The organism is Pseudomonas costantinii (genome assembly GCF_001870435.1).
Taxonomy (GTDB): domain Bacteria; phylum Pseudomonadota; class Gammaproteobacteria; order Pseudomonadales; family Pseudomonadaceae; genus Aquipseudomonas; species Aquipseudomonas costantinii.
The window spans coordinates 134245-154675 of sequence record NZ_MDDR01000034.1 but is presented as its reverse complement, the minus strand read 5'-3'; the positions used below and the strand labels follow the sequence as shown (position 1 = coordinate 154675).

Below are 20431 nucleotides of genomic sequence, written 5' to 3'. Positions count from 1 at the left end.
GACGCTCCGCGTCCAAGTAGCGATGTAGGGCTTGAGTCCTGCGCAGTGGTGACGCGGAGCGTCACGGAATGCATTCCCACGCAGAGCGTGGGAACGATCAGAATTGCTCATAAAGTGAACACCCGGATCCAAACGCGCCACCTTTTAGCGCGTCGCAAACAGATAAGTAGCTCCCAAACGATTTCCCGTTTGACCACCCGTCACCCGTGCGAGCGGTGACAGACTTTTCCCATAGCCTCAAAGCGCCTTCCCACAAGTGCTACCGATCTGCTCACACCCCTTGAGCAGGGCTGTCCATGCATCCTTTTCAAGCCATATCCCGCACTTCCCACGTGGGCTTATATAGACGCGTCATCAGGTCGTTTTCAGGAGTTATTGGACGGCCATTCAACTTTAGGCATGGCATTTGCTCTATCAATTCAAAGCCTCTCTCCACGCTGGATGAAGAGCGCAATAACAAGAGCCTCGCCTGAGGCCATCACCCGCTTTGTGTGAGGAGATACCGCGATGACGTCGTTCAACTCCGGGGCCCAACCCCAGAACCGTGCGCCTCAATCCATCGGCTTTTTGCTGCTGGACAATTTCACGCTGATTTCCCTGGCGTCGGCCGTGGAACCGTTGCGCATGGCCAACCAGCTGTCCGGCCGTGAGCTGTACCGCTGGACGACCTTGAGTGTCGACGGAAACCAGGTGTGGGCCAGCGACGGTCTGCAAATCACCCCCGATGCCTCCATGCACAAAGCCCCGGCCCTGGACACTGTGATTGTGTGCGGCGGCGTGGGTATCCAGCGCACCGTCACCCGTGAACACGTGTCGTGGCTGCAAAGCCAGGCGCGCCAGTCCCGTCGCCTCGGCGCGGTGTGCACTGGCAGTTGGGCCTTGGCTTGCGCCGGTCTGCTGGATGGGTTTGATTGCAGCGTGCACTGGGAATGCCTGGCGTCGATGCAGGAAGCTTTCCCGCGAGTGGTCATGAGCACACGCCTGTTCACCCTCGACCGTAACCGTTTCACCAGCTCCGGCGGCACTGCGCCACTGGACATGATGCTGCACCTGATCAGCCGCGACCACGGCCGTGAATTGTCGGCGGCGATCTCCGAGATGTTTGTGTACGAGCGCATCCGCAACGAACAGGATCACCAACGTGTGCCGCTCAAGCACATGCTCGGTACCAACCAGCCGAAGCTGCAGGAAATCGTCGCGCTGATGGAAGCCAACCTGGAAGAACCGATCGACCTGGACGAGCTGGCGGTGTACGTCGCCGTGTCGCGTCGCCAGTTGGAGCGGTTGTTCCAGAAGTACCTGCATTGCTCTCCATCGCGTTACTACCTCAAGTTGCGCCTGATCCGTGCGCGGCAGTTGCTCAAGCAAACGCCGATGTCGATCATCGAAGTTGCGTCGGTGTGCGGGTTTGTGTCCACGCCGCATTTCTCCAAGTGTTACCGCGAATACTTTGGCATTCCGCCACGGGATGAGCGCGTAGGCTCCAACACCGCGCAGCAAGTGGCGATGATGCCGATTCCGCAAGCGCTGGTGCTGTCACCGTTGTCCGGGCCGCTGTCGGCGTTGAGTCAGGCGCGTAATGAGTCGACGTTCGCCAGTGTAAGGCTCTAGACCTTGTGGCGAGCGGGCTTGCCCGCTCGCCACGGGGCGTATCAGGCGCCAGAGCTCTGCCTGAACTGCACCAAAGCCGGCAACAACTGTTTATCGATCGCCTGACGCACGGCCGGCAAAATGGTCGCGCTGCCGGTGTACATCTGTTCGACCATACCCTTGAGTGCCTTGGCCCGCGCGGGGCTCAAACCGCGTACCGCGCACTCGCAGGCTTGCTCGGCGGTGGCACCGCTGGAGACCTCAAAACCCAGTGAGCGCAGTTGGCCCAGCAGGTCATCCTGGTCAATCAAATCCGCGTGCATCATGACGTTTATCCTGGTGTAGGGAGCGGGGGGTTGACTTCGATTCTGGTAGGCCATCGGCCGATCGGCAAGGGCGGAATCAGCGAATGGCTCAGATGGCTATGAGCAGGTCGTTTTCGGGCCATTTACCGACAGAAGTAATAGGCACACTGAATGCCAAGCAAGCAACTTGAAGGTTTGGTCACCCTCGGGATGTAACGCTCACACAAAGCACTCTGCCCCGATCTTGTCACGGCTTGATCGGGGCTTTTTTTTAGCGCTGGAGCACCAGAATCCGCGACAACAATTCATCACGGTCGATGTAGCAGCCCTGGAAATGTCGCGCGCCGGAAGTGGGGTCGAAAGCATTACGTGCATGCAAAGTGCGGCGGTTATCGAAGCACCACAGCTCGCCCGGATTCAGGCGTTTGACCAGGCGGAAACGATCTTCCCGCGTCATCGCGATAAAGCGTCGGTAAGCGCGATACAGCAACGGCATCTGCTCCACCGGCGCCTCGAACGGGCCGCGCAAAAAGTTGGCCATGCGGATCTCCGCCACTTCCCCCAAGGCATCCAGCGCAATGATCGGTGCGAGGCGGCGATAGTCGCTGTGACGGTCTTTATTACGAAACTCCACCGGGATTTCACACAGGGCGCGAAACGCCTCCGGGTCTTCTGTGCGCAGCGCATTGGCGATGGCAAACCCATCGACAAAAATACTCTCGCCACCGTCGGCGTCGTTCACCAGGCAATGCAGGAATTGCAGCCCCGGTTGCAGCTCCCGTGTCGGCAAATCACTGTGCAACGGCAGGTTGAATGCGGTGTAGGCATTGCTGTCGGCATTGGCCTTGGATTGCACGTTGAACAGCACGCCAAAGTTGCTCTCGCGGATAAAGGAAATGCGCTTGGCGATCAGTGCCAGGGAGCCGGGTTCGGTGGGCACGCCACGGATTTGTGTGAGGCCGGAGTCACGCAACGCCAGCAGCCATTTCAGCAGGGCTTTTGGGTCTTCCATTACCGCCGCGTAGTCAAACACCGGCAGCTCAAAACGGTTGTCCCAAAGCTTGGATTTAGGTTTTGCCGACTTGCGTTCGGCACGGGAATCATCATCGTAGGCGTGAGCCCTCAACCAGCCGGGGTCGTATTGGCTGTGATGGCCGCCGCTCCATTCCACACTCAGAAAACCCTGATCAATACGCGCGCTGATAGCCCTTAGATTTTCGTCCACATCGACGATCTCCAATACCTGCTCGCGGGTCACGTTGTACACGCATTCCGGGCAGGGGCAGTTATCCCGCAGCCACTGATGATGAAACGGGCTGACCCGGCCATCGGCCCATCGCACACGAATCTGATCCTCCAAAACCTGCACGCCGGCGAGGGCGCTGATCAACGGGTAAGTACGAAAATCGGCTACAGCGGCGGCGGTTTGCATGGCGGCTCCTTGTTATTTTTTGGGTGGCAGTCCAATCACTCGGCCGAGGAGGGCGGGCCTGGGCAGGTCTGCCTGCTCGGCAGTGATGGCGATGAGTTTTTCCTGCGTGGCCTCGGTAAACGGTGCCGAATGCGGGCCGGCAAGGTCGACGTGCAGCAGCATTTGTTCATTGCCTGCCAGTTCCTTCTCATCGCCCGCCAGGTGCAGGCTGTGATAGAGGTGCAGGCGCTTGGCATCGTGGGCGATCAGTTGGGTGTGCACCTGGACCTCAGCACCCAGTTTTACTTCGTGCAGATAGTTCAGGTGCAGCTCCAGGGTGAACAGCGAATGGCCGCTGGCTTCGCGGTTTTCGCTATCGAGGCCCAGGGTGTCCATCAGCGCGTCGGTGGCGTAGCTGAAGATCAGCAGGTAGAACGCATCGCGCAGGTGGCCGTTGTAGTCCACCCAGTCGGGCTGGATTGTGGTGGTGTAAGTAGTCAATACAGGCATCACATAAATTCCGGATCGGTACTCGGTCAAAAATGTGGGAGCTGGCAAGCCAGCTCCCACAGGGTTATTCAGCGAAGCTCATGCCGTGCTTGGCCTTGGTGGTTTTCACCGCCTCCAGCACCGCCAGCAGGCAATCATCACGATAGCGCTCCAGCGCCGAAATGCTGTGCTTGCCTAACTGATCGCTGGTGCCGTCCACCACGTCATCGATCAACTTGTCCGTCAGCTCCGGCGCCGGCAAGTACGTCCACGGCAACTGCAGCGCCGGACCAAACTGCGCCATGAAATGCCGCATCCCGGCATCACCGCCCGCCAAGGTGTAGGTCAGGAAGGTGCCCATGAACGACCAGCGCAACCCCGCGCCAAATCGAATCGCATCATCGATCTCGCCAGTCGTCGCCACACCGTCATTCACCAGGTGCAGCGCCTCGCGCCACAGCGCTTCGAGCAAGCGGTCGGCGATAAAACCAGGCACTTCCTTACGCACATGTAGCGGGCGCATCCCAAGGGATTCATACACCTTGATCGCCGCTTGAATCGCTTCCGGCGCCGTGTTTTTGCCGCCCACCACTTCCACCAGCGGCAGCAGGTAAACCGGGTTGAACGGGTGGCCGACCACACAACGTTCCGGGTGGGTCGAACCCTCGTAGAACTCACTCGGCAGCAGGCCCGAAGTACTTGAACCAATCAACGCATTGGGCTTGGCCGCCGCGCTGATTTTGCTGTGCAACTCCAGCTTCAGTTCCAGGCGTTCCGGGGCGCTTTCCTGGATGAAGTCGGCGTCCTTCACGCACTCCTCGATGGTGCTGACAAAGCGCAGGCGATCTTGGGACGCACCCGGCGCCAGGCCTTGTTTCTCCAGGGCACCCCAGGCATTGGCGACGCGTTTGCGCAAGGCAGCTTCGGCGCCAGGCGCCGGGTCCCAGGCGACTACGTCCAGGCCGTGGGCCAGGGCGCGGGACACCCAACCGCTGCCGATAACACCGCTGCCCAGGGCGGCGAAGGTTTTGATTTCGGTGATAAAGCTCATGGCAAATTCCTAAAGAGTTCGGTAATCACCTGTGGGAACTGGCTTGCCTGCGATGGCGGTGGATCAGTCACCAGAGGTATCAGCTGACACACCGCCATCGCGGGCAAGTCCGGCTCCCACAGGGTTCAGTGGTGTTCCAGAAAGTTATCCGCGTTTGGTGAGGCCCATCTTCACGCGGCCTTCGGCAGGGGTCATGACCCGCGCGCCCAGACGGCTGAGGATTTCACTGGCACGCTCCACCAGTTGGCCATTGGTGGCGAGCACGCCTTTGTCCAGCCACAGGTTGTCTTCCAAACCCACCCGCACGTTGCCGCCCAGCAGCACCGCTTGCGCTGCCATCGGCATTTGCATGCGACCGATGCCGAAACCGGCCCACACCGCGTCGGCGGGCAGGTTGTCGACCATGGCTTTCATGGTGGTGGTGTCGGCCGGTGCGCCCCACGGAATGCCCAGGCACAGTTGGAACAGCGGGTTGTCGAGCAGGCCTTCCTTGATCATCTGCTTGGCGAACCACAGATGGCCGGTGTCGAAAATTTCCAGCTCGGCTTTTACGCCCAGTTCTTGAATACGTTTGGCGCCAGCACGAAGTTGCGCCGGGGTGGACACGTAAATGGTGTCGCCATCGCCGAAGTTCAGGGTGCCGCAGTCCAGGGTGCAAATTTCCGGCAACAACTCTTCCACGTGGGCCAGGCGGGTCAACGGGCCCACCAGGTCGGTGTTGGGGCCGAACTCCATTGGGTTCTCGCCGCCGCCGATCTCCAGGTCACCGCCCATGCCGGCGGTGAGGTTGACGATGATGTCGACGTCGGCCTCACGAATGCGCTCCATCACTTCGCGGTACAGGGCCACGTCGCGGCTGAATTTGCCGGTTTCAGGGTCACGCACGTGGCAATGCACAACCGTGGCGCCGGCCTTGGCGGCTTCCACGGCCGCTGCGGCGATTTGCTTGGGAGTGACCGGCACGTGTGGGCTTCGGCTGGTCGTGTCGCCAGCACCGGTGAGTGCGCAGGTGATGATGACGTCGTGGTTCATGAGGCAGGTTCCTTACGGGCGGGCGTAGTGGTGCCGTTCGCAGCCAGGGGCGGCTGCGAAACGGTGATTCGAATCAGGTTATTTGCTGGTCAATTGCAGGTTGGCTGCAGCGGGTTTGCCGTCGAAGGTGGTCACGCCTTCCAGCCAGCGCTGCTGGTCTTGGGGATGATCCTTGAGCCACTGCTTGGCGGACTCGATGGCGTCCTTGTGATCCAGCAACGGCTGCATCATTCGGCTCTCGTCGGCGGCGGTGAAGGTCAGGTTGGTCAGCAGCTTGTGGATGTTGGGGCACTGCTCGGCGTAGGTCGGCGAGGTGACGCTCCACACGGTGGCCATGCCTTCGTTCGGGCCCAGGGCGTCGTCGCTGCCGGTGAGGTAGGTCATCGCAACGTTGACGTTCATCGGGTGCGGCGCCCAGCCGAAGAACACCACGGCTTCCTTACGGCGTACCGCGCGGTCGACGGCGGCGAGCATGCCGGCTTCGCTGGATTCCACCAGCTGGAATTTGCCCAGGCCGAATTGGTTCTTGGTGATCATTGCCTTGATCTGGGTGTTGGCGCCCGAACCCGGTTCGATGCCGTAGATCTTGCCGCCCAGCTCTTTCTCGAATTTGGCGATATCGGCGAAGGTTTTCAGGCCCTTATCCGCCAGGTAAGTCGGCACGGCGAGGGTCGCGCGGGCGTCTTCCAGGCTCGGTTTTTCGAGGACTTTGACTTGCTTGGCATCGACAAACGGCGTGATGGTCTGGGTCATCAGCGGGTTCCAGTAGCCGAGGAACAAGTCCAGGCGCTGGTCGCGGATACCGGCGAAGATGATTTGCTGGGACGCGCTGGTTTGTTTGGTCTTGTAGCCGAGGCCGTCGAGCAACACTTGGGTCATGGCGCTGGTGGCGATTACGTCGGTCCAGTTCACCACGCCCATGCGCACGTTTTGGCAAGATGCGGCATCCGCTGCCATGACGTTGGTGCTCAAAATGGCGCTGGCGCTGAGTGTGAGCACGCAGCGGCTGATCAGTCGGTTCATGGTGGATCCCTCGGCAGGTCGTTATTGTGGGGGCCGGCGTCTTTGTGCGCCGTGAGGCCAAGTTACGCAGCTTGGGTTGCGGCAAAACGCACGGCGGCGACCAGCTCTTGCACTGCAGCGACCTGTCCTCTTGAATGACGGATTGAACTGGCGTATCACAGTGCCACGCTGCCCGTCCTACGAGAGCGCCACCATGTCCCAGGATTTCTACTTTTTGCTGATGCCGGGGTTCTCGGCCATCGGCTTTATCTCCGCCCTTGAACCGCTGCGGGTGGCCAACCGCTTTCGTGGCGAGTTGTACCGCTGGCACGTGTTGAGCGCCGATGGCGGCGCGGTGTTGGCGAGCAATGGCATGTCGGTCAACGCCGACGCCGCGCTGGAGCCGCTGAAAAAAGGGGCGACGCTGATGGTGGTCGCAGGCTTCGAACCGTTGAAGTTCGCCACGCCCGCCCTGGAACACTGGCTGCGCCGCCTTGACCACGACGGTGTAACCTTGGGCGCCATCGACACCGGCGCCTGCGTGCTTGCCGAAGCAGGGCTGCTCGACGGCCACCGCCTCACGCTACATTGGGAAGCCATCGACGCCTTCAAGGAATCGTATCCGCACCTCAGCGTGACCCAGGAACTGTTCGAGATCGACCGCCGCCGTATCACCTGCGCCGGCGGTACCGCGTCCATTGACCTGATGCTCGACCTGATCGCCCAGGCCCACGGCGCGGACTTGGCGATCCAGGTTTCCGAACAGTTCGTACTCGGCCGTATTCGCCCGCGCAAAGACCACCAGCGCATGCAAATCGCCACGCGCTACGGCATCAACAACAAGAAGTTGGTGCAGGTGATCGGTGAGATGGAGCAACACACTGAACCGCCGCTGAGCACCCTGGCTCTGGCTGAAGCGATCAAGGTCACGCGGCGTCAGTTGGAGCGGCTGTTTCGTCTGCACCTGAACGACACGCCGAGTAACTTCTACCTCGGCCTGCGCCTGGAAAAAGCCCGTCAGCTCTTGCGTCAGAGTGATTTGAGCGTGCTGGAGGTGAGCATCGCGTGCGGGTTTGAATCACCGTCGTATTTCACCCGCAGCTATAGAGCACGGTTTGCGAAGTGTCCGAGGGAGGATCGGCGACGGGAGGTGGTTTGACAGCCAATTATAGTTAATTATACTCGTAGCTATAATTTATAGTGATTTCAATAATTGAGTATAAACCCATGTCCAAGAACAGCGGCTTTGTGTTCCGTCGCCCCGCCCTGGCAAGCAGTATTGCCGACGGTTTGGTGGGGGCCGGTATTCAGGATTTCACCTCCGGCCTGTTTCTCGCAGCGCCTCGGCGCACCGGCAAAAGCACCTTTTTGCGCGAAGACCTGATCCCGGAGTGTCAACTACGGGGTTGGCTGACCGTGTATGTCGATCTGTGGGCCGACAAAGAGAAAGATCCCGCGGAGTTGATCGCCAGCGCTATTGCGGCTGCTCTGGTTCCCTATGAAAAGGGCATTCGCAAACTGGCCAAGAACATTGGAATCGAGAAACTGAGTTTTCTGCGTACCCTGTCCTGGGACTTTAGCAAGCCACAATTGCCCGTCGGTGCGACGTTGACCCAAGCCTTGGAGTTGCTCCACAGCGCAGCGGACAAACCCGTAGTGCTGGTGATTGACGAAGCGCAGCACGCATTAACTAGCGAATCAGGTATCAATGCGATGTTTGCGTTGAAGGCTGCCCGGGATCAGCTCAACCAAGGCCGTGACGAGGAAGGCAGCGGCTTGCATCTCGTGTTCACCGGCTCCAATCGAGACAAGCTGGCCCATTTGGTGTTGGGCAAAAGCCAGCCGTTTTTCGGCTCCAGCATCACGCCGTTTCCGTTGCTGGGCAAAGAGTTCACCCAGGCCTATACCGGGCATCTCAATGCGCACTTGGCCAAAGACAATCAGTTCAGCGCGGCGGATATCGACGAGGCATTCGAACTGGTGGGCCGTCGCCCCGAGATGCTGCGGACCATCATCGGCGAAGTCGCGTTGGAGTTGGGCGAGGCCAGTAACCTGGGCCAACTGCTGCACAGTCGTGCTGAATTGTTGCGTGCGGGCGTATGGACTGAATTCGAAAGCGCCTGGAACGCCCTGACCATCCCCCAGCGTGCCGTGCTGGAAGTGATTGTGGAGCGTTCGCAAGGCAACGAGCCTTTCGCGCCGTTTACCGACAGTACCCTTACGGCGGTCAGTAAGGCGCTGGAAGACATGGGCAGCGACGTGATACCGGGAACCCAGACCATTCAGGCTTGTATTGATGCGCTGCGAGACAAGGAATTGGTGTGGAAGTCCGGCCGGGGTGGTTATGCACTGGAAGACAAATCGTTTGGCGATTGGCTGCAGCACAAGCGCCGTACGCCCAACTGAATACAACACAGATCAACTGTGGGGGCAGGCAAGCCAGCTCCCACATTGAACTACAGTGCTGCTTATTTCTTTACCAGCGCCGAACACGCCGCTTTGTACGCCTCATGCTGATACTTGTTCAGCGTCCCCGGCAATTCAAAATTGTGCTTCTTGCTCTGCGCATTAATCGTCTGCGGCGACAGCAGCGTCACCTCAACTTCGTCCAGCAGCTGAAATATCCCTTCAATCTTGAACGTGGTCGGGCCGCCGGCGAATTCGCCTTTCTTGCTGCGCTTCTTGATCGCGATTCGGGTAATGGCGTTTGCCTGCACGAACGCCTTCACCTGGGCGGCGAAAGCTTTGACGTTGGCGGCTTCATCGTCGTCTTCAAGGGCAATTTTCTTGGTGGCCAGGGCGACATGGGTCAGCGCCTGGGTGTCCAGGGAGGCGACGGCGATGATGGCTTCGCTGCCTTTGATTTCGATGCCGCAGATGGTCATGAATGGCCTTGTTTCAGATGAAAGGGGTAGGGATTGTCGCTTATTCCTGCCCAATCGACTCCAAAAACTCCGACCGCTCATCACTCATCCGCGCCAAGCAATCATTCTGCTCAATGGCATAGGGCTTGGTGCCAGTCACCGCCGGGAAGGTATCCACCGCGCAATCGGCGTCACGCAATTTTTCCCACTTCTGCTGGGCATCCTTCAGACGAGCGGTAATGTCCGCCAGTTGCGACTTGTTGCTGCCATAGGTCGAACCCATGCGTTCCAGCAGGCCCTGATAGTTATCTTTGAGCAATTGCTCGGCGGTGGTTTTGTTGTAGGTGGCGCATTCCAGGGTTTGTTTGTCGTTTTCGATGCCATCGCACGGCGTGTTGTCGGTGTCTTCGGCCGCGTGGACGCCGGTTGCGATGAGTGCCAAAGCCAGGAAAATCGATTTCATTGCGCCGTCTCATATCAGGTGATGCGGAATTCTGGCTCAAGCGTAAGACAAAGAACAGCCGCCAGTCAGACGTGTCTTGATGCCCTTTGTCGCGGATTGACGCTTTCGGCAATTCCCTTGTCGTTTTTGCACCCGGCTCTGTCTGCCCCTGGGCATATGCTGGCCCCAAAGCGCCGGCAGACGATTCGGCGCATGAATCGCCAATAAGGGGACGCCTGATGAGCCCAGCCGAATTGCACGCCGACAGCATCGTTATCGACGGGCTGATCATTGCCAAGTGGAACCGTGACCTGTTCGAGGACATGCGCAAAGGGGGCCTGACCGCCGCCAACTGCACCGTGTCGGTGTGGGAAGGGTTCCAGGCCACTATCAATAACATCGTGGCCAGCCAGACCCTGATCCGTGAGAACAGCGACCTGGTGATCCCGGTGAAAACCACCGCCGATATCCGCCGCGCTAAAGAACTGGGCAAGACCGGCATCATCTTCGGCTTCCAGAACGCCCATGCGTTTGAAGACCAATTGGGCTACGTCGAGATCTTCAAGCAGCTCGGCGTGGGTGTGGTGCAGATGTGCTACAACACCCAGAACCTGGTCGGCACCGGTTGCTACGAGCGTGATGGTGGCCTGTCGGGCTTCGGTCGCGAGATCGTCGGCGAGATGAACCGTGTCGGCATCATGTGTGACCTGTCCCACGTCGGTTCCAAAACCTCTGAAGAAGTCATCCTCGAATCGAAAAAGCCGGTGTGCTACTCCCACTGCCTGCCGTCCGGGCTTAAAGAGCACCCGCGTAACAAGTCCGATGAAGAACTCAAGTTCATCGCCGACCACGGCGGTTTTGTCGGCGTGACCATGTTTGCGCCGTTCCTGGCCAAGGGCATCGATTCGACCATCGACGATTATGCCGAAGCCATCGAATACACCATGAACATCGTCGGCGAAGACGCCATCGGCATCGGCACCGACTTCACCCAGGGCCATGGCCAGGATTTCTTCGAAATGCTGACCCATGACAAGGGCTACGCCCGCCGCCTGACCAGCTTCGGCAAGATCATCAATCCGCTGGGCATCCGCACCGTGGGCGAGTTCCCCAACCTCACCGAGACCCTGCTCAAGCGCGGCCACAGTGAGCGCGTGGTGCGCAAGATCATGGGCGAGAACTGGGTCAACGTCTTGAAAGACGTCTGGGGCGAATAAGCCACCTCTCAACAACGATCCCGTAGCAGTTGCCGAGCTTAAGCGAGGCTGCGTCAGGCGTGAATCGGTTCTGGATCAGTGGCGCGCCCGACGCAGCCTCGCTGGAGCTCGACAGCTGCTACGGAACGAACAACACAACGAATTTTCTGGAGTTAAGTTTCCATGGCCAAAATCGCCCCGCAATTGCCTATCGAAGTCGACAGCGAAACCGGTGTCTGGACTTCCGACGCCCTGCCGATGCTGTACGTGCCGCGCCATTTCTTCGTCAACAACCACATCGGTATCGAAGAAGTTCTGGGCGCTGATGCGTACGCCGAAATCCTCTACAAGGCCGGCTACAAGTCCGCCTGGCACTGGTGTGAAAAAGAAGCTGAATGCCACGGCCTTGAAGGCGTCGCGGTGTTCGAACACTACATGAAGCGCCTGTCGCAACGCGGCTGGGGCCTGTTCAAGATCCAGGACATCGACCTCGACAAAGGCACCGCCAGCGTCAAGCTCGAACACTCGGCATTCGTCTACGTGTACGGCAAGGTCGGGCGTAAAGTCGACTACATGTTCACCGGCTGGTTTGCCGGTGCCATGGACCAGATTCTGCAAGCGCGTGGCAGCAAGATCCGCACTGTCGCCGAACAAGTCTACGGAGGCTCCGAAGAGGGCCACGATGACGGCCTGTTCACCGTCAAGCCGTTGTAAGCCGAGGACCGTGCCATGGCTTTCGAAGCAATGTTCCAGCCGATCCAGATCGGCAAACTGACCATTCGCAACCGCGTGCTCAGTACCGCCCACGCCGAGGTGTATGCCACCGACGGCGGCATGACCACTGACCGCTACGTGAAGTATTACGAAGAGAAAGCCAAGGGCGGTATCGGCCTGGCGATCTGCGGTGGTTCCTCCGTGGTGGCCATCGACAGCCCGCAGGAATGGTGGAGTTCGGTGAACCTGTCCACCGATCGCATCATCCCGCACTTTCAGAATCTGGCCGACGCCATGCACAAGCATGGCGCCAAGATCATGATCCAGATTACCCACATGGGCCGTCGCTCGCGTTGGGACGGCTTCAACTGGCCCACCCTGATGTCGCCTTCGGGCGTGCGTGAGCCGGTGCACCGTGCCACCTGCAAAACCATCGAGCCGGAAGAAATCTGGCGCGTGATCGGCAACTACGCCAGCGCCGCCAAACGCGCCAAGGCCGGTGGCCTGGACGGCGTGGAACTGTCTGCCGTGCACCAGCACATGATCGACCAGTTCTGGAGCCCGCGCGTCAACAAGCGTACCGACGAATGGGGCGGCACCTTTGAAGGTCGCATGAAATTCGGCCTGGAAGTGTTGAAGGCTGTGCGCGCCGAAGTGGGCGACGATTTCTGTGTGGGCATGCGCCTGTGCGGTGACGAGTTCCACCCGGACGGCCTGTCCCACGAGGACATGAAGCAGATCGCCAAGTATTACGACGACACCGGCATGCTCGATTTCATCGGCGTGGTGGGTTCGGGGTGCGACACGCACAACACCCTGGCCAACGTGATTCCCAACATGAGCTATCCGCCGGAGCCGTTTTTGCACCTGGCGGCCGGTATCAAGGAAGTGGTCAAGGTTCCGGTGCTGCACGCGCAGAACATCAAGGACCCGAACCAGGCCACGCGCATTCTGGAAGGCGGTTATGTGGACATGGTCGGCATGACCCGTGCGCACATCGCAGACCCGCACCTGATCGCCAAGATCAAGATGGGCCAGATCGACCAGATCAAACAGTGCGTCGGCGCCAACTACTGCATCGACCGCCAGTACCAAGGGCTGGACGTGCTGTGCATCCAGAACGCCGCGACCTCCCGTGAATACATGGGCGTGCCGCACATCATCGAAAAATCCACCGGACCAAAACGCAAAGTTGTGGTGGTGGGTGCCGGCCCAGCCGGGATGGAAGCCGCGCGCGTGGCTGCTGAACGGGGTCACGACGTGACGCTGTTCGAGAAGAAAGAGTTTATCGGCGGGCAGATCACTACGGCTTCCAAAGCCCCACAACGCGACCAGATCGCGGGCATCACCCGCTGGTTCCAATTGGAATTGGCACGCTTGAAAGTCGACCTGCGCCTGGGCGTGGCGGCCGATGCCGACACGATCCTGGACCTGCGTCCGGACGTGGTCGTGCTGGCAGTGGGCGGCAATCCGAACGTCGAGCAGAACGAACACTGGGGCGCGGCCGAAGGCTTGATCGTCAGCAGCTGGGACATACTCGACGGCAAGGTGGCACCGGGCAAGAACGTGTTGGTGTACGACACCATTTGCGAATTTACCGGCATGTCGGTGGCGGATTTCCTTGCGGACAAGGGCAGCCAGGTCGAAATCGTCACCGACGATATCAAGCCAGGCGTGGCCATTGGCGGTACGTCATTCCCGACTTACTACCGCAGCATGTACCCCAAAGAAGTGATCATGACCGGCGACATGATGCTGGAAAAGGTCTACCGCGAAGGCGACAAGTTGGTGGCGGTGCTGGAGAACGAATACACCGGCGCCAAAGAGGAGCGGGTGGTGGACCAGGTGGTCGTCGAGAACGGCGTGCGCCCGGATGAAGCCATCTACTACGCCCTCAAGGAAGGCTCGCGTAACAAGGGCCAAATCGACGTCGAGGCACTGTTCGCGATCAAGCCACAACCTTGCCTGAGCGAGGCGGGCGACGGGTACTTGCTGTTCCGCATCGGTGACTGCGTGGCGCAGCGTAATACTCACGCTGCGATCTATGACGCCCTGCGTCTGTGCAAGGATTTCTGATGCATCTGATCGTTCCCACGCTCTGCGTGGGAATGCTGCCCTGGACGCTCTGCGTCCGCTCTTAAGGTCGTGACGCAGAGCGTCACAGGATGCATTCCCACGCAGAGCGTGGGAACGATCATTGTGGGAGCTTCACCATGTTGAACACCCTGCTTCCTATTCTATTGTTTGCGGCACTGGGCCTAGCTGTACTCGGCGCGTTGCGCCGGGTGAACATGTGGCGCCGTGGCCGTGCCTCCAAAGTCGACTTGCTCGGCGGCCTGTTGGCCATGCCCAAGCGCTACATGGTCGACCTGCACCACGTGGTCGCCCGTGACAAATACATCGCCAACACCCACGTCGCCACCGCGTTGGGCTTTGTGTTGTCGGCGTTGCTGGCAATCCTGGTGCACGGTTTCGGCCTGCACAACCGTATCCTCGGCTACGCCTTGTTGCTGGCTTCGGTATTGATGTTTGTCGGCGCCACCTTTGTCTACCTGCGTCGCCGCAACCCGCCATCACGCCTGTCGAAAGGCCCGTGGATGCGGCTGCCGAAAAGCCTGATGGCATTCTCGGTGAGCTTCTTCTTGGTGACGTTGCCGGTGGCGGGGATTCTGCCTGCTGACTTCGGCGGCTGGTTGTTGGCCGCGCTGCTGAGCGTGGGCGTGCTGTGGGGCGTGTCCGAGATGTTCTTCGGCATGACCTGGGGCGGCCCGATGAAACACGCCTTCGCCGGTGCCTTGCACCTGGCCTGGCACCGCCGCGCCGAGCGCTTTGGCGGCGGCCGCTCCACCGGTTTGAAACCGTTGGACCTCAGCGATAAAACCGCGCCATTGGGCGTGGAAAAACCCAAGGACTTCACCTGGAACCAACTGCTGGGCTTTGATGCTTGTGTGCAGTGTGGCAAGTGCGAAGCCGCGTGCCCGGCGTTCGCCGCCGGCCAGCCGCTGAACCCGAAAAAGCTGATTCAGGACATGGTGGTCGGCCTGGCAGGCGGTACTGATGCCAAGTTCGCCGGCAGCCCCTATCCATCAATTAATGGCGGGGGCAAACCCATTGGCGAACACAGCGGCAACCCGCACCAGCCGATCGTCAACGGTCTGGTGGACGCCGAAACCCTATGGTCCTGCACCACCTGCCGCGCCTGCGTGGAAGAGTGCCCGATGATGATCGAGCACGTGGACGCCATCGTCGACATGCGCCGCCACCTCACCCTGGAAAAGGGCGCGACCCCGAACAAGGGCGCCGAAGTCCTGGAAAACCTGATAGCCACCGACAACCCTGGCGGCTTCGCGCCCGGTGGTCGCCTGAACTGGGCGGCGGATTTGAACCTGCCGTTGCTCAGTGACACGGGCACCACCGACGTGTTGTTCTGGGTTGGCGACGGTGCCTTCGACATGCGTAACCAGCGCACCCTGCGCGCGTTCGTCAAAGTGCTGAAAGCTGCCAAGGTTGATTTCGCCGTGCTCGGCCTGGAGGAGCGCGACAGCGGCGACGTCGCCCGCCGCCTGGGTGATGAAGCCACCTTCCAACTGCTGGCCTCGCGCAATATCCAGACCCTGGCCAAGTACAATTTCAAGCGCATCGTCACCTGCGATCCGCACAGTTTCCATGTGCTGAAAAACGAGTACGGCGCCTTCAACGGCAACTACCTCGTGCAGCATCACAGCACTTTCATGGCCGAACTGATCGACGATGGCGCGCTGAACCTGGGCCAGCACAAGGGCAATAGCGTGACTTATCACGACCCTTGTTACCTGGGCCGCTACAACGGCGAATACGAGGCGCCGCGCCAAGTGCTGCGAGCGCTGGGTATCGAGGTCAAGGAAATGCAACGCTCCGGTTTCCGCTCGCGCTGCTGCGGTGGCGGTGGCGGCGCGCCGATCACCGATATTCCCGGCAAGCAACGTATCCCGGACATGCGCATGGAAGACATCCGCGAAACCGGCGCCGAGCTGGTGGCCGTAGGTTGCCCACAGTGCACCGCGATGCTGGAGGGCGTGGTCGAACCGCGCCCATTGATCAAGGACATCGCCGAACTGGTGGCTGACGCCTTGCTCGAAGACGCCGCACCGGCCAGAGCACCTATCAAACGTGAACCTGCGGAGGTGCATTGATGAGCGACATTATCCGCCGTGACCCACGGGCCGAATGGATCGCCCGTAACCGCCTGCATCCACTGCACGCAGCGATGCAACCGGCGCTCCACAGTTGGATGGGGCCAAACGGCGTCATTCGAAAAAACGTACATGGCGTCGGTTTTATCGGCCCCAACGGCATCAAGCGTATCGACCGCAGCGGCGCCCAGCAGGGCGGCGCGGCTAAGCGCACGGCGGCAGTGGAAGTGCAATTGCCGCTGCATCAGGTTCTAGCACCTGCGTTCTACATCAACGTGGTGCCGGACATGGTCGGTGGCCGCCTGAGCAGCCACGACCGTGACTTGCTCGGCCTGGCGCGGCAACTCGCGGGCAGCGACGGCGCGGTGCTGGCGGTGGTGTTTGGCGAACACAAAGAAAGTGCCTTTGCGACGGCGGGCGTCGATCGCCTGCTGGTGCTGGAGGGGCACGCGTTCGACGGTTATTCACCGGAGCAACGCGTCCAGGGCCTGCGGGCTGTGGATAACCAGTTCAACCCGCGTCATTGGTTACTGCCGGACAGCCGCAGCGGTGGTGGCGAGCTGGGGCGACGTTTTGCCGCGAGCCTCAAGGAGCGTCCGGCCACACGGGTGTGGCAGATCAAGGGCGAGGAGTGCATTGGCCGCGCGGGTGCGGGTCAGGAGGATTTGGCCCGACCACTGCCACGCCTGATTCTCGCCGCAGTGGAATGCGCCGAACCGGTGAGCGAAACCCGTCACGAAGTGTTGCCCGTGGAGTTATCCACACCTCTGGCCCGCAGCTTGCCGCGTATCGAAGACCTCGGTGCGGTGGCGGTGGACCCGGCGGCGATTCCCATGGCCGAAGCCGAGTTCATTTTCTCGGGTGGTAACGGCGTGAAGGACTGGGCGCTGTTCCACCAGACCGCGGCCGCCTTGGGCGCTACAGAGGGCGCCTCTCGAGTGGCGGTGGACGACGGCTTCATGGCGCGTGATCGCCAGGTCGGCGCCAGCGGCACCTGGGTTACGGCGCGGGTCTATGTGGCCGTGGGAATCTCCGGGGCCATCCAGCACCTGCAAGGCATCGGTGCCTGCGACAAGGTGGTGGCAATCAACCTCGACCCGGGCTGCGACATGATCAAGCGTGCCGACCTGTCGGTGATCGGCGAAAGCGCCGCGATTCTGCAAGCCTTGATCGTTGCGGTCGAGGCCTACCGCAACGGCGCCAAGCGCGATGCGGCTTAAGCAAAGGAAATGGCCATGAACACCCACGTAATCAGCCTGGTTTCCATCGGCGCCCACCCCACCTCCGGACGCCCGCGTCGCGCCGAGCAGGATGCACGCGCCGTCGAGTTGGGCCTGCAAATGGCTGGGGATAAGTTGCAGGTGCTACACGCCGGCAACATCGCCGAACCGACCTTGCGTAGCTACCTGGGCATGGGCTTGCCGCAATTGCATGTGCTGGAACAACCGGCAGGTGCTGATGCCTTGCCGGTGCTCAGTGATTATTTACGCGAAGCCGGCGCCCAGGTGGTGCTCACTGGTAGCCAGGCGGAAACCGGCGAAGGCTCGGGCATGTTGCCGTTCCTGCTGGCCGAGCAACTGGGCTGGCCGCTGATTGTCGGGCTGGCGCAAGTAGAGTCCATCGACGGCGGTGTGGCCCATGTGCTGCAAGCCTTGCCGCGCGGTCAGCGACGGCGCTTGAAGGTGCGTTTGCCGTTTCTGGCGACAGTGGATAACGCTGCGCCCAAGCCTCGGCAAAGTGCCTACGGCCCGGCGCAACGTGGTGAGCTGGCGGCCCATGAAGTTGAGACTGAACAAGACGAGTTATTCACAGGTGCGGTGCTGCAACCCGCCAAGCCTCGACCCAAGCGTCTCAAGGTGATCAAGGCCAAAAGCGGGGCTGATCGCATGAAGGCCGCCACCGCCAAAGCCAGTGGCGGCGGTGGGCAGGTGCTCAAGGGCCTCAGCCCGGAAGCCGGTGCTGAAGCCATTCTCAAGCTACTCATCGAAGAAGGAGTGGTGCGCTAACCCAATGTGGGATTGTGGATTACCCACAATCCCTGTTGATCCGCCTGTGGATAACCTGTTCGCGGCTGTCCACATCCCTTGTATATCAAGCCCTGCAGCCCCCTGTACGAAAAACAACCAGGCTAACTGACGGTTTTTCCTTGGTTTTTTCCACGAATAACTACAATCCCCTGCGCAGACTTGCCCCCAAAGTCTGTTGGCGCTTCTGTGGATAAGATGTTCGCTATCGGCTACAGACCATATAAACAAAGGCTTTCAGTGAGTTGGTTGAAATATGATCAATTCGTGCTATTTGCCGACTTAAATCCCTGAATACCCCGGTTTATGAAGGTTTGACGTGGTTTTCCACAGCGCTGCTGAAGTTGCCCCCAAAGTCTGTTGGTGCTTCTGTGGATAAGGTGTTCGCGTACCGCTACAGGTCACGTAAACCATGGCTTTCGAAGGGTTGGTTAATAAGTGATCAGATGCTGGTGAAACCCGGAAATTTGAATAAGTCACGGATTTCCTTCAGCTAATTTTGGGCGGGGGATGTACTTGCCCACAATTGCTGTGGGTGGACTTGTGGATAAGTTGTTGGGTAAAGGCTGGAGGGCAGGGTGGCAAAGGGGGGGCAGGGTTCTGGGTGTTTTTTGTACAGCCCAGAACCCTGACGATCAACGCGTTACTCGTGTACGGCTACGCCTTTGAGATAAGGCGCCGGCGCGGCACCCAAGTTGCTCAGCAGACGCTCGCTGTACCAATCCACAAAGTTCACCACGCCAAACTCATAGGTCTTGGAGTACGGGCCTGGTTGGTAAGCGGTGGAGTTGATCCCGCGCTGGTTCTCTTCGGCCAGGCGACGGTCCTGGTCATTGGTGGCGTCCCACACCTGGCGCATGCGTTCTACGTCGTAGTCCACACCTTCTACAGCATCCTTGTGCACGATCCACTTGGTAGTGACCATGGTTTCCTGGGCGCTGATCGGCCACACGGTGAACACGATGATGTGGTCGCCCATGCAGTGGTTCCACGAGTGCGGCAAGTGCAGGATGCGCATCGAGCCCAGGTCCGGGTTCTTGATGCGGCCCATCAGCTTGGCACAGCCTTGTTTGCCGTCCAGGGTCATCGACACGGTGCCTTTGAGCAGCGGCATCCGTACGATGCGGTTACGCAGGCCAAAGCTGGCGTGGGCGTAAGGGATCTTTTCAGCGTCCCAGGCAGCAGCCGAGGCGGCCACATGGTCTTTGAAGGCCTGGTCGGCGCGCGGGTCGGTGACGTCGTCCCATTCCAGCAGGGTTTTCAGCAGTTCCGGGTGCGACGCGTTGCAGTGGTAGCACTCGCGGTTGTTTTCCAGCACCAACTTCCAGTTGGCTTTTTCGAACAAGGTGGTGGTAATCGCCACCTTGGTGTTCTCCATGTCGTACGGTTCCATGTAATGGTTCAGCGTCGACAGGAAGTCATCGATGGCCGGCGGATTTTCGGCCAGGCTGATGAAGATGTAGCCGCCTGCGGTCTTCACGTTCACAGGCTTGAGACCGTACTGCTTCATGTCGAAGTCGGCACCCATCTCGGTACCGGCGAACAGCAGGCGGCCGTCCAGCTCGTAGGTCCACTGGTGGTAGTGGCAGACCAGTTTGGCGACCTTGCCCTTGTCGCTGGTGCACAAGCGCGAACCACGGTGGCGGCACACGTTGTGGAAGGCATGCACCACACCGTCGGCGCCACGGATCACGATGATCGGGTTTTTGCCGATTTGCAGGGTGATGTAGTTGCCCTTGGCAGGGATCTCGCAGGTCATACCGGCGATCAACCACTCTTTCTGGAAGATCTCCTGCATGTCGATATCAAACAGCCGCTCATCAGAGTAAAACGGCTGCGGCAGCGAAAAGGTGCGCTCGCGCTCTTGCAGCATTTGCGCGGTGGCCTTGCGTGCGGGTTCCAGCGGATCGCCCAAGCTTAAGGTTGCGGTGACGTCCATCGTGTGTGTCCTCATGGCCATTCTGTGTGGCCGGCGAATAGTGGCTGATCAGGTTTTGCAGCAAGGCGTAAAGAAGGTGTCTTCGTTGGGTGCGAGTGTGGGCCCGGCAAAGGCCAGAACCTTGTCCATTAGCGACATGGCCCACTCTGATCCCGACGCGCAACCCCCGTGGTATGGGGGCTGGTCGCGATAAGTATGTG

Annotated in this window: 18 protein-coding genes; 9 read left to right on the top strand and 9 right to left on the bottom strand. The window is 60.0% G+C overall.

What is annotated here, in order from left to right; genetic code table 11:
- Positions 1-507: 507 nt before the first annotated feature.
- The gene (gbdR, locus tag BFL40_RS16130) at positions 508-1611 is read left to right on the top strand and encodes a choline metabolism transcriptional regulator GbdR (protein WP_071484928.1); all 1104 of its coding nucleotides are present in this window, start codon (positions 508-510) and stop codon (positions 1609-1611) included.
- Between the two features lie 41 nt (positions 1612-1652).
- Here gbdR and BFL40_RS16125 read toward each other — a convergent pair whose 3' ends face one another.
- The 6 genes from BFL40_RS16125 to BFL40_RS16100 all read right to left on the bottom strand — a co-directional run bounded on the left by BFL40_RS16125 (position 1653) and on the right by BFL40_RS16100 (position 6901).
- Positions 1653-1916, bottom strand: coding sequence for a hypothetical protein (locus BFL40_RS16125; RefSeq protein WP_071484927.1), 264 nt, complete (start codon positions 1914-1916; stop codon positions 1653-1655).
- Between the two features lie 250 nt (positions 1917-2166).
- Positions 2167-3327 carry a gamma-butyrobetaine dioxygenase gene (locus BFL40_RS16120; protein WP_071484926.1) on the bottom strand — a complete coding sequence of 387 codons (1161 nt, stop codon included), beginning with the start codon at positions 3325-3327 and terminating at the stop codon, positions 2167-2169.
- Positions 3328-3339: 12 nt separating this feature from the next.
- Complete coding sequence (locus tag BFL40_RS16115) at positions 3340-3816, bottom strand: thioesterase family protein (protein WP_071484925.1); 477 nt, start codon at positions 3814-3816, stop codon at positions 3340-3342.
- Between the two features lie 64 nt (positions 3817-3880).
- Positions 3881-4846 carry an L-carnitine dehydrogenase gene (locus BFL40_RS16110; protein WP_071484924.1) on the bottom strand — a complete coding sequence of 322 codons (966 nt, stop codon included), beginning with the start codon at positions 4844-4846 and terminating at the stop codon, positions 3881-3883.
- 144 nt (positions 4847-4990) lie between these two features.
- Positions 4991-5878: a 3-dehydrocarnitine:acetyl-CoA trimethylamine transferase CdhC gene (cdhC, locus tag BFL40_RS16105; protein ID WP_071484923.1), complete on the bottom strand. Its 888-nt coding sequence runs from the start codon at positions 5876-5878 to the stop codon at positions 4991-4993.
- Between the two features lie 78 nt (positions 5879-5956).
- Positions 5957-6901, bottom strand: a complete 945-nt coding sequence (locus tag BFL40_RS16100; protein ID WP_071484922.1) for a choline ABC transporter substrate-binding protein — start codon at positions 6899-6901, stop codon at positions 5957-5959.
- A gap of 193 nt (positions 6902-7094) precedes the next feature.
- On the opposite strand from BFL40_RS16100, the gene BFL40_RS16095 reads away from it, so the two are divergent.
- Positions 7095-8039, top strand: coding sequence for a GlxA family transcriptional regulator (locus tag BFL40_RS16095; RefSeq protein ID WP_071485346.1), 945 nt, complete (start codon positions 7095-7097; stop codon positions 8037-8039).
- Positions 8040-8107: 68 nt separating this feature from the next.
- Positions 8108-9286 (top strand): AAA family ATPase, encoded by a 1179-nt coding sequence (locus BFL40_RS16090; RefSeq protein WP_071484921.1) that lies wholly within the window; start codon positions 8108-8110, stop codon positions 9284-9286.
- 62 nt (positions 9287-9348) lie between these two features.
- Here BFL40_RS16090 and BFL40_RS16085 read toward each other — a convergent pair whose 3' ends face one another.
- Both BFL40_RS16085 and BFL40_RS16080 read right to left on the bottom strand, forming a co-directional pair.
- Positions 9349-9765 (bottom strand): DUF3010 family protein, encoded by a 417-nt coding sequence (locus tag BFL40_RS16085; RefSeq protein ID WP_071484920.1) that lies wholly within the window; start codon positions 9763-9765, stop codon positions 9349-9351.
- 40 nt (positions 9766-9805) lie between these two features.
- Complete coding sequence (locus BFL40_RS16080) at positions 9806-10207, bottom strand: lysozyme inhibitor LprI family protein (RefSeq protein WP_071484919.1); 402 nt, start codon at positions 10205-10207, stop codon at positions 9806-9808.
- A 218-nt stretch (positions 10208-10425) separates the two neighbouring features.
- Here BFL40_RS16080 and BFL40_RS16075 point away from each other — a divergent pair, with 218 nt between their 5' ends.
- From BFL40_RS16075 to etfB, 6 genes are all read left to right on the top strand, one after another.
- On the top strand, positions 10426-11403 hold the full coding sequence (locus BFL40_RS16075) for a dipeptidase (protein WP_003176573.1): 978 nt from the start codon (positions 10426-10428) through the stop codon (positions 11401-11403).
- A 162-nt stretch (positions 11404-11565) separates the two neighbouring features.
- Positions 11566-12096, top strand: a complete 531-nt coding sequence (locus BFL40_RS16070) for a DUF5943 domain-containing protein (protein ID WP_016972865.1) — start codon at positions 11566-11568, stop codon at positions 12094-12096.
- A gap of 15 nt (positions 12097-12111) precedes the next feature.
- Complete coding sequence (gene dgcA / locus BFL40_RS16065; protein WP_071484918.1) at positions 12112-14172, top strand: dimethylglycine demethylation protein DgcA; 2061 nt, start codon at positions 12112-12114, stop codon at positions 14170-14172.
- Positions 14173-14309: 137 nt separating this feature from the next.
- Positions 14310-16268 (top strand): dimethylglycine demethylation protein DgcB, encoded by a 1959-nt coding sequence (gene dgcB, locus BFL40_RS16060; protein WP_071484917.1) that lies wholly within the window; start codon positions 14310-14312, stop codon positions 16266-16268.
- The gene (gene etfA / locus BFL40_RS16055; RefSeq protein ID WP_071484916.1) at positions 16268-17488 is read left to right on the top strand and encodes an electron transfer flavoprotein subunit alpha; all 1221 of its coding nucleotides are present in this window, start codon (positions 16268-16270) and stop codon (positions 17486-17488) included. Before dgcB ends, etfA begins: the two co-directional genes overlap by 1 nt.
- 15 nt (positions 17489-17503) lie before the next feature.
- On the top strand, positions 17504-18274 hold the full coding sequence (gene etfB, locus BFL40_RS16050; protein ID WP_071484915.1) for an electron transfer flavoprotein subunit beta: 771 nt from the start codon (positions 17504-17506) through the stop codon (positions 18272-18274).
- A 661-nt stretch (positions 18275-18935) separates the two neighbouring features.
- Here the strand turns inward: etfB and gbca are convergent.
- Positions 18936-20231: a glycine betaine monooxygenase oxygenase subunit gene (gene gbca / locus BFL40_RS16045; protein ID WP_071484914.1), complete on the bottom strand. Its 1296-nt coding sequence runs from the start codon at positions 20229-20231 to the stop codon at positions 18936-18938.
- Positions 20232-20431: the final 200 nt, after the last annotated feature.